A 15026-nucleotide genomic window follows, 5' to 3' on the forward strand; every position below is an offset into this window, starting at 1 on the left:
CTTGTGCTTTTTGATATAGCAAGAGGGATGCCAATCTGTTTTTCAAAGAAAATGAATGCGCTTTCAGGAAATTACTCCGTCATGCTGACTACTTTTTGCACAGTATGTCACTTGTTTGCGCACACCGGGCGATTAGTCTCTTTCATCCATTGCCGAATCCAATCCGTACATTTGCAGCTTGTAGAGCAGTGCCCGCCGTGATATGCCCAGTCTTTTCGCTGTCTGTAGCTTGTTGCCGCGTTCTTTTCGCAAGGTATGGGCAATGGCTTCCTGCTCGACTTGGGCAATGATTTCCCGCATAGTTCGTCCTTCATAGCTGATTTTGCCAAGGCCTTTGGTCCGTTCACTTACCGTGTTTTCCTGAATGGGGGATAAGACATGCTCTTGGCCGATAACTGCTCCTCTGGTCAAAACAACAGCTCGTTCGATCGTATTTTCAAGCTGACGCACATTACCTGGCCAGTGATAGGCGATCAGAGCTTCTGTGGCATCAGCGGACAAGCAGAGGTCATGCTTCCCTGCCTCTTTTCCATATTTGGCGAGAAAGTGACGGATAAGCAGTGGAATGTCCTCTTTTCGCTCTCGAAGTGGCGGCATGCGAATCGGAACGACATTGAGCCGGTAGTATAAATCTTCGCGGAAAAGCTCCTGGCGAATTCTCTCCTGCAAGTCACGGTTGGTGGCAGCAATCACGCGAACGTCAACCGATACCGCCTCAATGCCCCCTACCCGAATAAATACGCGATCCTGCAAAAACCGCAGCAGTTTTACCTGCAAAGAAAGGCTCAGCTCTCCTACTTCGTCAAGGAACAACGTACCTCCATTCGCAAGCTCCAACAATCCTTGCTTGCGATGAACGGCACCTGTAAATGCACCTCGTTCATATCCAAATAACTCGCTCTCCAGCAAATTTTCAGGAATCGCACCGCAATTGACAGGAATGAGCGGTTTATCCGCCCGCAGGCTATTGGCATGGATCGCTCTTGCAATGAGCTCTTTGCCTGTGCCACTCTCCCCTTCAAGCAAAACAGTGGCTTTAGACATCGCTACTTTTCCCACCAGCTTGTACACGTTTTGCATAGCCGGACTCAGGCCAATCAAGCTGGTTCCGCCTGGATTTGCTTGCTCTTCCTGTATGCCTTGCCCGACTTCGCCTTGCTCAAGGAGCTCTCCCTGTGTAAGTGCATGAGCAACGACTTGTTTGACCTGACCCAAGTCGAATGGCTTTTGCACATAATCAAACGCTCCCAGCTTCATGGCCTCCATGACATCACTGGCCGAACCATAGGCAGTCATCATCACGACTCTCGGGAGTCTTCCCTTTCTCTCGTTCAGGCGGCGCAACGTATCCATACCATCTAAATGGGGCATACGCAGATCCAGAAGCATGACTTGCGGGCAAAAGCGTTCGACCTGCTCCAAAGCTTCTACTCCACTGCCAGCCTCCAGGAGCTCGTATCCCATTTTGCGTAGCGTAGTCGACAATGCCTTTCTCACGTTGGCCTCGTCGTCTACGATCAGCACTCTGCTCGTCATCACAATCCTCCTTTTACCCGAATCGGCAGTACGACAGTGAAACAGACTCCTTCGGGGGTGTTTTGAGCAAAAATATGTCCGCCATACGCTTGCACGATCCTTTGGGAAATCGCCAGTCCAAGTCCCGTACCTGTTTGCTTCGTCGTGAAAAATGGTTCGAATACAGCCAGTAGGTTTTCTTCCGCGATAGGCGGACCGTCATTCGTTACCTGAACGTGCACATCATTGTCTATATTTTTGACTTCAATTTGGATTCGACCTTCCATTGGTTTTGCTTGCAGTGCATTGTGCAATATGTTTAGAAATACCTGTTTTAACAACTCCGGTGAGAACATCACGACCGGAATATCCTCGTCACATACGAGCTGTACAATCCCCCCGCTATAGCCCTCGACATGTTCCAGCAGCTTGAGTGTGTGCTGGATTACCTCCTGAACGCGCACAGGTACGTTCGACTCTTCATTGGGACGAGAAAATAACAAGAGCTCGTCAGTAAAACGGTTCAAACGCTCGACTTCCTCCACAATAATCCCTGTGTATTCCCGAGAGTCATGATCTTTTGGCCATTCCTCCTCGATGATCTGGGCGAAGGCTTTGATGGCTGTCAACGGATTGCGTACCTCATGGGCAATACTGGTCGCCCACTCACCTATGACCGCCAGTCGCTCTGCCTGAGCCAGCCTTGACTCCATCCTCCGCCATTGCGTGCGATCCTCCAGCACGACGATGGCTCCCAGCACATCATCGGTGGTATTTTTCCAAATGGAAGAGCTGACCTTCAGCCACAGCACGCCTCTGTCTGGATGCTGATGGCGCCACATAGCATCTCGGATGGCTCGACCGTTTTGGAGCGTATCCAACAGGATATGAAGGAGAGCCTCACTCTCTGTAAAAACTTCCGTGTAATGCATTCCCTTTGCTCGACTGGCCGTGAAGCCAATCATATGTATCGCTGTCTCATTCCAAGCAATCAGATGCCCGCTTTGATTTAACGCGAGGACCCCGCTGTCCATGCTATTCATGATCGTCTCCGTGTGACTACGGCTAGCCTGCAAATCACTCGCCAAATTGTTGATCGCACCTGTAATTTCTCCAGGCTCACCGTCCATTCTCCTCAAACGAAAGGAAAGGTCTTGGCTAAGCCGCTTTAGCCCGGACTTGATCTCTGACAAAATCACTTCTAAGCGATGAACGAGCAAACCGCTGGCTGCTGCTGCGATCATACAGCCAATGCCCAAAATCGCATAAATGCTTTGTCGCATATCCGCGAGTTGTATATCAATCGTAGACATGAGCTCATTCGCCCATGCATAGCCGATCACTTGATCATTGCGAATGAGTGGAACCATGGCGTTCATGATGTTGCCGCGTACTTGTTCGCCGATTACTACGTCTATTTGCCGCGTCTGCATGACACTGCGACCCGGATGGTTTTCGCCAATTGATTGTCCTATGTACAAGCTCATTTCATTGCTGGGTCCATACGTCACGATGGAATCGAGGGTTGCGGAATAATAACCGACGCCAATTCCCGGATGCGCCAGAGCAATACGATCTGTAAGCGGTTGCATTTTCTCGTTTAATGCTTGGAGCTTGTCCTCTTTTTCCGCCTTTTCTAATCCAGCTTCCACGACAATAGTGTCAAAATCTTTCGACAGCGCAAAATCCAATTGCTGCGTGATGGCGATTAGCTTTTGTTTCTTTTCCGCCAGTAAAGCCTGCTCTGCCGATTTTACCAATACGATTCCGGTAATGATAATCGGTAAAACAGTGACAACAATGACAGCCACAACAAAACGGATGCGGTACAGATATGTTTTCATTGCAAATGTCCTCCTTATGGTATTCTAACATACAGAAGCATCACACACAGGAAGAGAGGAGCCTACATATGACAACCGTCTTGTTCGTTTGTCTGGGCAATATTTGTCGCTCGCCCATGGCCGAAGCTGTATTTCGCCATCTCGTAGAGGCGGAGGGATTGGCAGGGGAAATCTCCATCGATTCAGCAGGGATCGGTGGCTGGCACGCAGGTGAACCTCCGCACAAAGGTACACAAAAGGTATTGACCGAGAATGGGATTGCACATGACACACTGCGTGCTCGCCAAATTATCACACAGGACTTCTCAGAGTACGACTATATCATCTGCATGGATGAGGAAAATTTGTCCGCACTCAAGCAGATGGCTCCGTCAGGGAAAAAGGTATATCGACTGCTCGAATTTGCCGCTTCTGCCCAGGAACAAAATGTGGAGGACCCTTACTATACGGGGCGATTCACGTATGTGTATGACTTGGTGAATGCAGGTTGCCACGGGCTGCTGAACGAAATCAAAGCCAATGCAAAAAAGGGATAGCCCGTCATCAGGGCCATCCCTTTTTCTTATACGGCGACCGTCTCCTTCTCAAGCAGTCGATTTAACCAGCTCTTCGTACTTGCAATCAAGCGTTTGTAGCTATCTGTCGAGGAAAAGGTATGGTCTCCCCCTACAACTACTTCTGTTTCGCAGCTCCCCCGTCTTCGCAGATGCAGCTCTCGCTCATAATGGAACATGGCATCCACCGCAATGACGTCATCCCGATTGCCATGCAGGATTAATACATCTCCCTCAAACTGCTTGGCTTGACGCAGCGGAAGAGCGGTACCCAGCGACTGGAAAAAGCGCTTCTCCAATCCGTAGCCCAAATGATCCGTTTTGCCGTATGACAGTGCTTCCTTGTATTCTTTCTCCCCCACGATCCGAACGATATCATCAAAGGGGCGTGCTACCGGTGCCCATAGGATGAGCGAGTGTATACGTTTATCCTGGCTCGCTGTCAGGACACTAACTGCACCACCCAAACTATGACCTAGCAGGCACACACGCTCTTGATCTACTTGTTCCAGTGTGAAAACATGGTCGAGAACATCACCTGTTTGCGCAAGCAGGACATCCAATCCACCTGCACCATAATTCCCGTCGCTCTCCCCGCAGCCTCCGTAATCGAAGCGCAATACGCCAAAACCGTGTGAAGCCAGTTCTCTGGCAGCTTTTACAAACAAGCGATTCACTCCAACTCGACTGCCGATAAAGCCATGGCAAATGACAACCAACGGGTACTTCACTCTGGTCTTGCCTGTTATGCATGTAGGTTCATGCAGGGTAGCCGTCAACGAAATCGTGTCGCTAGGTATTTGCAAAATCCGTTCCAAAGAACTCACCTCTTTTAATTTTACTATTCCGAGTTGTTTACTTAGTTATTATGATTATTATCTTCATTTTCATGAACGCTGTCAAGATGAACTGGAAAACTCAATGAAAAATCATCCTGCACCGTTTATGATGGAAGAGAACGAGGTGCAACATAGGAATGCCAGTTTTGCTGGAGCTGTTGCACCGAAGATAGGATTGTGAGGAGAAAACTATGTCCGACTTGCGGAAAGAAACCTTGGAAAAAATAAAAAACGGTGATTTCACCTGTTCCAAGGAGCTGACCTTGTCTATGTTCAGCGGAAAATGGAAAGTCGTGATTCTGTGGCATTTAGGCGTAGAAGGCCCGCATCGCTTTAGCGAGCTGCAACGGCTGTTTCCAAAAATCACACATAAAATGCTGACGAATCAGTTAAAAGAACTAATCGAAGACGGAATTGTTCACCGGGAAGTATACCCGGAGGTTCCCCCACGCGTGGAGTATTCCATGACGGAGTTGGGGATGACTCTGTTGCCCATTGTGGAAATGATGTATGAGTGGGGCGAAATGCGGATGGGGCAATTGAAGCTGGCGTTGGGGGAGTCGTCCTCTGACTAGCTGCTGTGGTGGGGAGGAAACAGGAGAAAACGCTCAGCTTCTTGGAACACCTGCGCGGGAGCAGGGGGTGCCCGGCTCCGTGAAAAAAAGAGAAACCGCGTCCAAAGTCGACTATTCAGGAGGCTTCTCAGAGGTGGACGCTAAAGGCAGTTTCTCTTTTTTTCACTGCGCCTCGGTAGGTGTGTCCAAAGATCTTCGCTGTTTTCTCCTGTTTCCTCTGCGAACTGTTCGGGATTCCACCTTCTTTTTTAAAAAAGTAATAGACCCCGTGAATGCTGCTTTCAAGATGAATACAATAGCCGCGTTGGAAGAAGCACTTTTCCAGTCCTAGCGCTTCTGGAGCCCTCCTTAGCTCTGAAATAAATGACGGGGGTTTTCAGCTTTTATCACATACAAAAACGATGTAACGTTTTCTGTTTTGAAGCGCTCCCGACATTTATTTCAGAGCGGACAGTCTAATTCCTCACTGGGCGTAGGCCGAAGCGTAGACTGGAAATGGGCTTCTTTCCCCTCCACTACAGCTACTATAAAACGAAAAAAGGATAGCCTCCCGAGGAAGCTATCCTTTTTGTTATTACGGATTCACAGTATTTTTCGGAGGAGAAGCCAGATCACGCAGGATCGCTACCTCTACCCGTCTGTTTTTCGCTCTGCCTTCTGCCGTCGTATTCGGCGCTACCGGATGGTATTCTCCCAAGCCTGTCGCGCTGAACTTCGTCGGGTCTAGGTTCTTGTTTTCCAGAAGCACCTTCAAGAAGTTAACGGAACGTTTGGCACTGAGATCCCAGTTGGATGGGAACTCTGCTCGGCGAATCGGCACATTGTCCGTATGACCGGTTACGGTCACTTTTTTCGGGTGAGGCACCAGCATCGCTGCCATTTCAGACGCAAGCTTTCTCGCTTCCGGTTTCAGATCAGCTTTACCGGAGTCAAACAGCGCATTGTCCAAAATGGTGATCAGCAGTCCTTCTTCGGTGAGCTTCGTCTGGAGCTTGTCCTGCAGCTTGTTTTGCTGAATGTATCCTTCGAGCTGTGTCTGTAGCTTTTTCAAGTCCTCTGTCTCTTTGCGGACCGCTTCTTCCAGACGCTTTTCTTCTTCTGTCTTCTGTTTTTCTGCTTCCTGTGCGCCTTTGTGCAAGGTTTGCTGCTGAAGTTCCGGGTCTAGCGGCACCGGACTCGGGTAGTTCATGACACCTACACCGCCGTTCATAGCAATGTTGAAGGAGCGAACCATTTGGTCGAACTTCTTCGCATCCATCTCGCTAGAGGCGAACAACACGATAAACAAAGCGAGCAGAAGGGTGAGCAAGTCCGCGTATGGAATTAGCCAAGACTCGTCCATATGCTCTTCATGATGAGCATGTCTCTTTGGTCGCTTAGCCATTTACCGCAGCTCCTTCCTCCCTCTTCTCTTCCTTCATTTCTTCTTTCATTTCCGCACGCTCTTGGTACGGGATGTAAACCAGCAGCTTTTGTTCAATCGCAGTCGGGGATACACCTGCTTGAATGGAGAGCAGTCCTTCGACCATGATTTTTTTGATTTCGATTTCTGCTTTTGATTTCCGTTTGAGCTTGGTCGCGAACGGATGCCACAATACGTACCCCGTGAAAATACCGAGCAAGGTAGCTACGAACGCAGCCGCAATGGATACACCCAGCGCATCGATATCACTCAAGTTACCCAGGGCGGCAATCAGACCGACAACCGCACCCAATACCCCGAGAGTCGGAGCGTAGCTTCCCGCTTGGCTAAAGACGAGGGCCCCTGCCTGATGGCGCTCTTCAATAGCGTGAATTTCTTCATTCAGAACATCGCGAACAAAATCCGGTTCCCCACCGTCAATGATCATCTTCATGCCGTTACGCAGAAATGGATCTTCAATCTCATCAGAAGTGTTTTCCAGTGCAAGCAATCCTTCACGACGAGCGATGGAAGCCCAGTTCATAAACTGACCGATCAATTCTTTTTTTTCAGGGAGCTTTTCTTCTTTAAAAATTATCTTGAAAAGAGCAGGAATACGTTTGATTTCCGACATAGGAAATGCATTACAGATAGCAGCAATAGTACCTACGATGATGATCATAAATGCTGCTGGATTCAGTAATGCCGCCGGACTCGCATGCTTCAAGATCATCCCGACCACTACCGCAATAATACCTAAAACTATACCTATCAAGGTAGACTTTTCCATCGTGACACTCCCTACTTCCATAATCGAAATCTATCTATATATGGTTTCGGAATTTTTGCTCTCACTTATGAGGCTTTTTGAAAAAAACCACTCATCCAAACGACTGAACTAGTCCAATCATGACCAAAAGTCCCAGGATGAACGAAAAAGTCGCGGAACGAGCATGACCATCTCCATGGCTTTCGGGGATGAGCTCCTTGTAAACAATAAACAGCATCGCGCCTGCGGCAAAGGAAAGCCCGTATGGCACCAGCCCTTGAACCACAGAGGTCAGGTAATAGCCACAGATCCCAGAGACGATTTCGACGGCTCCGGTCATCGTAGCCAAAATAAACGCCTTGAGACGACTAACCCTTTGATTAATCAGAAAGAGAGCGACCAGGAAGCCTTCTGGTGCATTTTGCAGACCAATTGCAAAAGAAATCAGGCCACCCAAGCCAGACTGTTCACTCGAATAGCTCACACCAACGGACAAGCCCTCTGGAATATTGTGCAAGGTAATCGCGGACAAAATCAGCAGCGATTGCGAATCCATCGAAATGTTGATTCTCGTATGCTCCAGATCGATATGCGGGACAATGCTTTCCAACACTGTAAGCATCAATGTTCCGGTAAGCACTCCCAAACAAACGATAATAAATGGCGCGCTCTGAAGTGCCTGTGGGATCAGACTGAATGTCGAGGCAGCCACCATAATTCCAGCCGTAAACGCCAGCAATATATCCCGCCATCGATGGGATACCGACTTGAAAAAAAGGATAGGCAAGGCGCCCACACCAGTAGCCATGGCAGAAAGAAAGCTACCTATCAGTAGTTGTTCCATGTATGTTCCTCCACGTAATAATGCCGCTCTTCAGATGATACCATTTAGGTTCACGTAAAAAGATATCCGGAACAAACGGCCTTCTACTATCATATTTCCCGAATGGATATGGTACGCCTTTTTGTTAGGCCTTTTTTGTTAAACGGATCACATCCAGCAAATCGATTTTTTGTCTTGTTTTTTCATGATACAGCCATTTTTCCTGAACATGATCCACAAATAAAATTCCGTCTAAATGGTCGATTTCATGCTGCATACAAACAGCAAGGAACCCGTCTCCAGTAAGGATCATTTCCTCGCCTTGTCTGTTCAACGTCTTTACCTTTACATGCTCGGCTCTCTTTACATTGCCATAGTAACCCGGAAAAGATAAGCAAGCTTCCATTCCGATTTGTTCGCCACTCTTCTCTATGATTTCCGGATTGATGAGCTCAATTAATCCATCTCCGCAATCCATGACAATCACTCTCCGAAGAATGCCTACCTGTGGTGCGGCAAGGCCAGCACGGCCGTCCGTGGCATATAAGGTTTCAGCCATCTCATCCAGCAGCTTGAACGTTTTTGCATTCAGCTCATCCACTGGCTTGGCTACTTTGCGCAAGATTGGGTCTCCAAAAGGCAAAATTTGTTTCACTGCCATCTTTTTATGCTCCCTTCACTCTATTAGGCGGTGTATATGCCCACAAGTCATTTGGTGTACACTCCAGAGCTGTACAGAGTGCATCAAGTGTCTCGGCTTTCATTTGTTTGGGTTGACCGGTTAGTAAAGCACTGATGGAGGCTGGAGATAGACTGTAATTTGCTTTCTCTTTCAACAGCCTTGCTAAAGCGGCTCCCGTCCAAACTTCTCTTTCTGCCATGACTTTTCGCAACATCCAAACAAGCATCTTTTCACCCCTCATTTTTTTGGTATTAACTAATTTTATTAGGCAACACCTAATATACCATATTTTTGCATACAGAAATAAAAAAACGCCAAATCCTTGGCGTTTTTGATGTTCTACGTTTCTGATCGATATGTTTTTCCCAACTGATCACTCAGACCAAAATAATGGCGGAAGTTGTAAATCAGCGGATTCCATGCTTGAGGGTTCACGTGATGAGCACTTTGAACAATCTGTTTGTCTGCATGGACGTGACGCACTTCTGTCTCCACAATCGCAAACATGTCGGCATATTCCGGAAAACGGATGGTGCGGACGATTGCTTCGAGTTGAAGCGGGCATTCCCCCACTCGCTTTGGACGAACGATAGCAGAATCAACAGGAGTCAGCTTGGCTGTCTGAAACTTATCCGCTTCATAGCGGAAGCCCAGCTCCTTTTTATAGTCGGGTACGGGATTGCGGCCTGTTAGTGGGGCTAATGCTTCCACTTGCTGCCACATCGAGGCATCTGGCAAATTGATGACACACTCCGGCCGCTGACGCAAATTTTCCAATCCATGCGAGCCAAACCCGAGTCCCAGAATGACATAATTTCCTAACGCCCAAGACGATGAAATGGGGCTAATATTCGTTGTTCCGTCTTCATTTTCAGTCGTCAACAGGACGACGGGAGTTCCGTAATACAAAATCTTCGGCTGAATGGTCGTATGGCTAGTCATGAACATAGCCTCCTTTGACTAGAATCAATCTTGCTATGACTCATTCTAGTCGAGGATTATTTCCATCGCGCTCGAAGTATGAATGTATGCTTACCTTCACAAATTAGCGTGCTCCTGCTTTTTGCAGGATTTGTACAATCTCGTGATAACCTCGTTCTTTTGCACGATACAGAGGTGTTTTTCCTTCGCTATCCGGGATGTTCACATCAGCACCGTGGTCGATTAACAGTTGGATCATCTCTTGTTGTTTTTTTCCGCCATCATTCAATACGATTGCTTCCATCAATGCTGTCCATCCCGGATTGTTCACATGGTTGACGTCTACATCCGTCCGGGTAAGAAGCTCCTTTGCTACTTCCACATACCCATGTTCTGCCGCTGGAATCAAAGGTGTTCCTCCGTAGCGGTTATAAATCTTCGTATCTGGACCTGCATCGATAACCAGCTTCAAGATCTCTAGGTATCCTTCTGCTCCCGCATACAAGAACGGATTATCTTGCCGGTCGTCCTGAATATTGATGTCCGCTCCTGCTTCGATGAGGACCTTGACTGTTTCCACATGATTGCCGTGTGTAGCCGCCATCGCCGCTGTTCTTCCACGATCATCCTGTGCGTTTATCTCAGCCCCTGCTGCCAAGCTAGCCTTGACTTCATCGGTTTTGCCCTCGGATGCGGCAGAGAGCAGTTTTTTATTCAGTTCCTTCACTTCTTCTTGAGAGAGAGTTGGTTTTTTCCCTGGTTGAGACTGTTGTTGCGGTGGCTGTGGTGTTGCTGGTTGTTGTTGTTGCTGCTGTGCGGTCGTTACAGCCGGAGCTGTTGTGGACGATTCATCCATGCAGCCAGTCAACAGCATTCCGAATGGGATTGCAGTGAGAATGAGTTTGTACATTTCGGCACCTTCCTCCTTGGTATGTCATTGAGATATAGGCCTAAGCCCGGTTGCGTACCGAGCTTAGATTGCCTGTTAAGAGGTTTCGTTCGTGATTATTTTGTCGTGAAGGTCAGTCCTGCCCATTGCCCTACAGGAGTAACGGAATACATGGTGTTTGGCTCTAATTTGCCGCCGTTCATGATCTCAAAGATTCCCGTAGCGCCTTTGCGTGTTGTGACCTTGTATTGGGCAACAAGCTCTGTCCCATCTGGTGCTGTAAGCATGATTTGACGGAAAGCAAACAGTTCATCACGCGGGTCCGTGCTGAGTCTAACCTCCAGCGTAGTTTCGTTTACTTCTTTTACAGAGCGAATCGTAAGCGGGTTGATCGCTTTTGCAGTGAACTTGGCATCCTTAATATCCGCCCAATCAGATGTAACGGTGTATTCTACGCCTGGAATCAGTGTCTCCCCTGCCGGCAAACGGAATTTTGGCTCCTGACGGCCATCTGTGGCTTGTGTAAATGGAACGTACGTCGCTACGATTGGCTCGCCACCCTCTGGCGTGATGTACACTTGTGCCGTTCTCAGAGATGAAATGATCTCATAGCTCTTTCCACGGTAGCGATTGTTTTCATCCAAGACAAAGTCCAGACCATTTCGTTTCCCGACATTAGCCGCAATCACATTTTCATAGTCCGTTACGCCAGCGCGCAGGCTTGATTCGATCTCAATCGTATCGTACGCTACCTGACGAGCTTCGACCATGTCCAGCCTATCGCTGTTTGTTTCAAAAGTGCCTGCCTCATCGTCTTTGTATGTCAACGTGTAAGTCATGTCAGAAGCCTGAGGCGTCGTTGGAACAAAGTAAGTAGCGGTTGTCCCTGTTTTTAACTGCGGGATATTGCGAATCGTCAAACCGTTATCAAATTGGAAATTTTCCTGTGCTTGCGCAAGTGCCAGATCTTCTGTTACGAGTGGGGCAGAGAAAGTAACTTCCAATGTAATCGGATTGAGCGACTTGATGCTACGTACTTCTGCATTTTCATCTGGTTGGGCATCCGTTGTTACAGACACGTTTCGCGCTGTAGCCCATTCGCCTACTGGTTCTACCTGATAGGTGACATTTGAAGCAAGCTCTTCGCCGTTCATGATTTCAAACGTTCCCGTTGTTCCTTTGCGCGTCGTAAATTGATATTGGGCAACCAGCTCTGTTCCATCTGGAGCTGTCAACGTGATTCTGCGGAGTGGAAAAATCTCTTCGCGCGGATCTCGTCGCAGTGTGACATCGAGTGTTGTTTCACTTGTTGCTTCTACAGACTGGATGGTAAGTGGATCGATATCTTTCGCCGTAAAGCTAGCGTCACGGAAAACAGCCCAGTCAGCGGAAACGGTGTAAGTGACACCCGGCTCAAGCTGCTCCCCCTCTGGCAGACGGAATTTCGGTTCTTGACGACCATCCGTATTCTGGGTGAACGGAACATAAGTAGCAATGATCGGCTCACCGTTTCTTGGTGTCAGAGTTACTTGTGTACCGCGCAAGGAAGAGATGATTTGGTATTCCTTGCCTTTGTAACGGTTGTCCTCATCCAGTTCAAAGTCTAGACCGCCTCGTTTGCCTGCGTACGCTTCGATTACATTCCCGTAATCCGTTACGCGGTCACTCAGGCGCGACTCTAGCTCAATGGTATCATTGTCTACCTGACGTGCCTCTCTCATATTGATTTGTTCTGTGTTGGCTGTGAAAGTGCCTGCTTCCTCGCCTTTGTAGCTGAAGGTATACGTCGTTCCTTCCTCTTGCGGAGTAGTAGGTACGATGTAGGTCGATTTGAATCCAGTTTTTAGCTGTGGAACATTTCGAATGGATAGGTCGTTATCAAATTCGAAGTTTTTCTGTGCGTTGTTGAGTGCCACTTCTTCAGAGCTGAGCGGCTCTGCAAAGGTGATCTCTAGTGTAATCGCATTCAGAGACTTAATGCTCGTTACCTCGACAGCTTCGCTTTCGTCCTGCTTATCATGAGAGGCTGCTCTCGCTACTGTATCCATGTTCAGAACGTTGAAAGGAACCGCTACCCCTGTTCCAAGCATCGACGCGAGTAAAAGTAGTGAGAGGTGCTTTTTCGTTTTCTTCATACGATCATCTCCTTGTCTACGATGGGGGATCAACCCTCTGAATCTATCGTAGTCGGTAGAGATAAACTCCTACTAAACCTGTTCTTAATGAACTATTTCGTAAAGATTAACTTTTTCTAAAAAAAACAAAAACGCCAATCACTTTGGCGTTTTTGCGTTCGTTTGTACGGTATATGCCTACACCTTAAATCGGCGAATCATGTGCTGTAGCTCTTCTGCCATATTGGAAAGAGCTGTCGCTGACGAAGCGATTTCCTCCATAGATGCGAGCTGCTGCTGTGTAGCAGCGGAAACGTTTTGCGTGCCATCAGCAGTCAAGTCGGAAACTTCGCTGACCAGTTCCATCGCTTGTACAACCTGTTCGGAATGGGCAGACACTTCCTGAGCAGATGCAGAAACGTTGTGTATCTGGTCGGCTACTGTGCCAATCGAGTTCTGAATTTGACCGAAAGTTTCGCCCGCACGATGAACGACACGAATCCCTTCTTGTACTTCCCGGGTGCCTGTTTCCATCGATTCGACCGCGACTTTTGTATCTGTCTGAATCGTACTGATCAACTGCGCAATTTTTTGGGCGGACTGTGCTGATTGCTCTGCCAGCTTCCGTACTTCATCTGCTACAACCGCGAACCCACGGCCGTGTTCTCCTGCGCGTGCTGCTTCGATCGCTGCATTGAGGGCGAGCAGATTGGTCTGATCCGCAATGCCTGTAATGACCTCGATGATCTCTCCGATTGCTTGAGAATGATTACCCAGACCGTCTACCACGGATGAGAGCTCACGCATGGAAGCGTGGATCGCATTCATTTGTTGAACCGCTTCCTGAATCGACTGGTTCCCTTCTCCTGCCATGTTGGCTACTTCGCTCACCATATTGGATGTTTGCTGTGCATTATTTGCGATTTGACGAATTCCTCGTGACATGTCATCAATGGATTTCGCCCCATTCTCTACACTCACTACCTGGCGATCAACGCCTGCTGCCACCTCCTGAACAGTAACAGCAATTTGTTCGGTGGCCCTGCTCGTCTGATCGGCACTTGCCGTCAATTGCTCAGCCGATGCGGCTACCTGCTCAGAAGTTCCGCCTACCTGACGAATGACCGTTGTTAAACTGCTTGTCATCTCATTGAACGAATTCGTCAGATCCAAAATCTCGTCACGAGTTTTGACAACCAATGGCTCTGCTCGCAAATCTCCATCGGCAACTTTCTTCATCTCTTCCATCAAACGCAAAATCGGTTGACGAATGCTTGTAGTCAGTACGACAGCCAGTGCTACACATGCAATGACAGAGATAACCATGATAATAATCATGTCCCGCTTGACTGACTCATACAGTTCCGTACTTTCCGTACCGGCGCGTTGTGCTCCCTCACTGTTATACGTCATCATGGCATCCAAATATTTCTTGCGTTCTAAAAACAATTCACTGCCTTTTTTCTTGATGCGATCCAGCTCGGCCATATCTGCATCGGTAGCTGGTCTTCTGATGTCTACCTTTTTGGCGATTGCCACATATTGCGGACTGAATTCCTCATAATTTTTCAGTGCCTGCTTCAATCCTTCAAAATTATTACGGTCTTCTTCACCGAAAATCGTTTTTTCATAACTGGTCAATAAGCCGTCCATATAGGCAAATTGGTCATCGACTTGCTTAGCATACTTGTTCTTGTCATCCATGCTCTCTGACGTAAGCATGGTTTGCGTAACTCCGTAAATGGTTTCCAGTGTCATGTTGATCTTCAAAATATCTTCCAGACCTGGGCGCCAATTCGTATTCATTTCCACCATCTTCTGATTCATCTGTTGCATCTTGGTAATGGTCGTGATCCCCATAAACAGCATAATAACCAGGATCAGCGCGTACGCACTACCTAATTTTTTTCCGATCGTCCATTTCATTTCGTAAACACCACTTTTCTTGACTTATGATGATAGCGTAATCTCCTTTTCCCGCCCAATTGATGGAATAAACCTTATTGCGCACAAAAAAATGGATCTTTACACAAAAATGATAATCCACAATTCAGAAAACTCCTGTAAGATAGATGAAAATAAAGCGGAATGGAGGACGG

15 protein-coding genes are annotated in these 15026 nt (G+C 47.9%); 3 read left to right on the forward strand and 12 right to left on the reverse strand.

Features of this window, described 5'->3' with window-relative positions:
- Positions 1 to 132: 132 nt before the first annotated feature.
- Together HP568_RS01830 and atoS are read right to left on the reverse strand one after the other, a co-directional pair.
- On the reverse strand, positions 133 to 1536 hold the full coding sequence (locus HP568_RS01830; RefSeq protein ID WP_173628150.1) for a sigma-54-dependent transcriptional regulator: 1404 nt from the start codon (positions 1534 to 1536) through the stop codon (positions 133 to 135).
- Positions 1536 to 3359 (reverse strand): two-component system sensor histidine kinase AtoS, encoded by a 1824-nt coding sequence (gene atoS / locus HP568_RS01835; protein ID WP_173628151.1) that lies wholly within the window; start codon positions 3357 to 3359, stop codon positions 1536 to 1538. Before atoS ends, HP568_RS01830 begins: the two co-directional genes overlap by 1 nt.
- Positions 3360 to 3427: 68 nt before the next feature.
- Between atoS and HP568_RS01840 the strand changes: the two genes are divergently transcribed.
- Positions 3428 to 3895, forward strand: coding sequence for a low molecular weight protein-tyrosine-phosphatase (locus tag HP568_RS01840; protein ID WP_173628152.1), 468 nt, complete (start codon positions 3428 to 3430; stop codon positions 3893 to 3895).
- A gap of 26 nt (positions 3896 to 3921) precedes the next feature.
- On the opposite strand, the gene HP568_RS01845 is transcribed toward HP568_RS01840, so the two are convergent.
- On the reverse strand, positions 3922 to 4740 hold the full coding sequence (locus HP568_RS01845; protein WP_173628153.1) for an alpha/beta hydrolase family protein: 819 nt from the start codon (positions 4738 to 4740) through the stop codon (positions 3922 to 3924).
- A gap of 203 nt (positions 4741 to 4943) precedes the next feature.
- Between HP568_RS01845 and HP568_RS01850 the strand changes: the two genes are divergently transcribed.
- Entirely contained in the window at positions 4944 to 5327 is a 384-nt protein-coding gene (locus HP568_RS01850; protein ID WP_106654126.1) for a winged helix-turn-helix transcriptional regulator, read from the forward strand.
- Positions 5328 to 5406: 79 nt separating this feature from the next.
- On the forward strand, positions 5407 to 5658 hold the full coding sequence (locus tag HP568_RS01855; RefSeq protein ID WP_254550997.1) for a hypothetical protein: 252 nt from the start codon (positions 5407 to 5409) through the stop codon (positions 5656 to 5658).
- Positions 5659 to 5901: 243 nt separating this feature from the next.
- On the opposite strand, the gene motB is transcribed toward HP568_RS01855, so the two are convergent.
- From motB to HP568_RS01900, 9 genes are all read right to left on the reverse strand, one after another.
- Positions 5902 to 6711, reverse strand: a complete 810-nt coding sequence (motB, locus tag HP568_RS01860) for a flagellar motor protein MotB (protein WP_048031288.1) — start codon at positions 6709 to 6711, stop codon at positions 5902 to 5904.
- Positions 6704 to 7519, reverse strand: a complete 816-nt coding sequence (motA, locus tag HP568_RS01865; RefSeq protein ID WP_048031287.1) for a flagellar motor stator protein MotA — start codon at positions 7517 to 7519, stop codon at positions 6704 to 6706. Before motA ends, motB begins: the two co-directional genes overlap by 8 nt.
- A 91-nt stretch (positions 7520 to 7610) precedes the next feature.
- The gene (locus tag HP568_RS01870) at positions 7611 to 8342 is read right to left on the reverse strand and encodes a ZIP family metal transporter (protein ID WP_048031286.1); all 732 of its coding nucleotides are present in this window, start codon (positions 8340 to 8342) and stop codon (positions 7611 to 7613) included.
- A gap of 124 nt (positions 8343 to 8466) precedes the next feature.
- Entirely contained in the window at positions 8467 to 8982 is a 516-nt protein-coding gene (def, locus tag HP568_RS01875; protein ID WP_048031285.1) for a peptide deformylase, read from the reverse strand.
- Between the two features lie 4 nt (positions 8983 to 8986).
- Positions 8987 to 9229, reverse strand: a complete 243-nt coding sequence (locus tag HP568_RS01880) for a helix-turn-helix domain-containing protein (protein WP_048031284.1) — start codon at positions 9227 to 9229, stop codon at positions 8987 to 8989.
- Between the two features lie 113 nt (positions 9230 to 9342).
- A complete protein-coding gene (locus HP568_RS01885) occupies positions 9343 to 9945 on the reverse strand; it encodes a flavin reductase family protein (RefSeq protein WP_048031283.1) in 603 nt (200 codons plus the stop codon).
- Between the two features lie 103 nt (positions 9946 to 10048).
- Entirely contained in the window at positions 10049 to 10834 is a 786-nt protein-coding gene (locus HP568_RS01890) for an ankyrin repeat domain-containing protein (RefSeq protein WP_173628154.1), read from the reverse strand.
- 95 nt (positions 10835 to 10929) lie between these two features.
- A complete protein-coding gene (locus HP568_RS01895) occupies positions 10930 to 12948 on the reverse strand; it encodes a hypothetical protein (RefSeq protein WP_048031281.1) in 2019 nt (672 codons plus the stop codon).
- 177 nt (positions 12949 to 13125) lie between these two features.
- Positions 13126 to 14853: a methyl-accepting chemotaxis protein gene (locus HP568_RS01900; RefSeq protein ID WP_048031280.1), complete on the reverse strand. Its 1728-nt coding sequence runs from the start codon at positions 14851 to 14853 to the stop codon at positions 13126 to 13128.
- Positions 14854 to 15026: the final 173 nt, after the last annotated feature.

The sequence above is a fragment of the Brevibacillus sp. MS2.2 genome, from assembly GCF_013284345.1.
GTDB classification, from domain to species: domain Bacteria; phylum Bacillota; class Bacilli; order Brevibacillales; family Brevibacillaceae; genus Brevibacillus; species Brevibacillus brevis_C.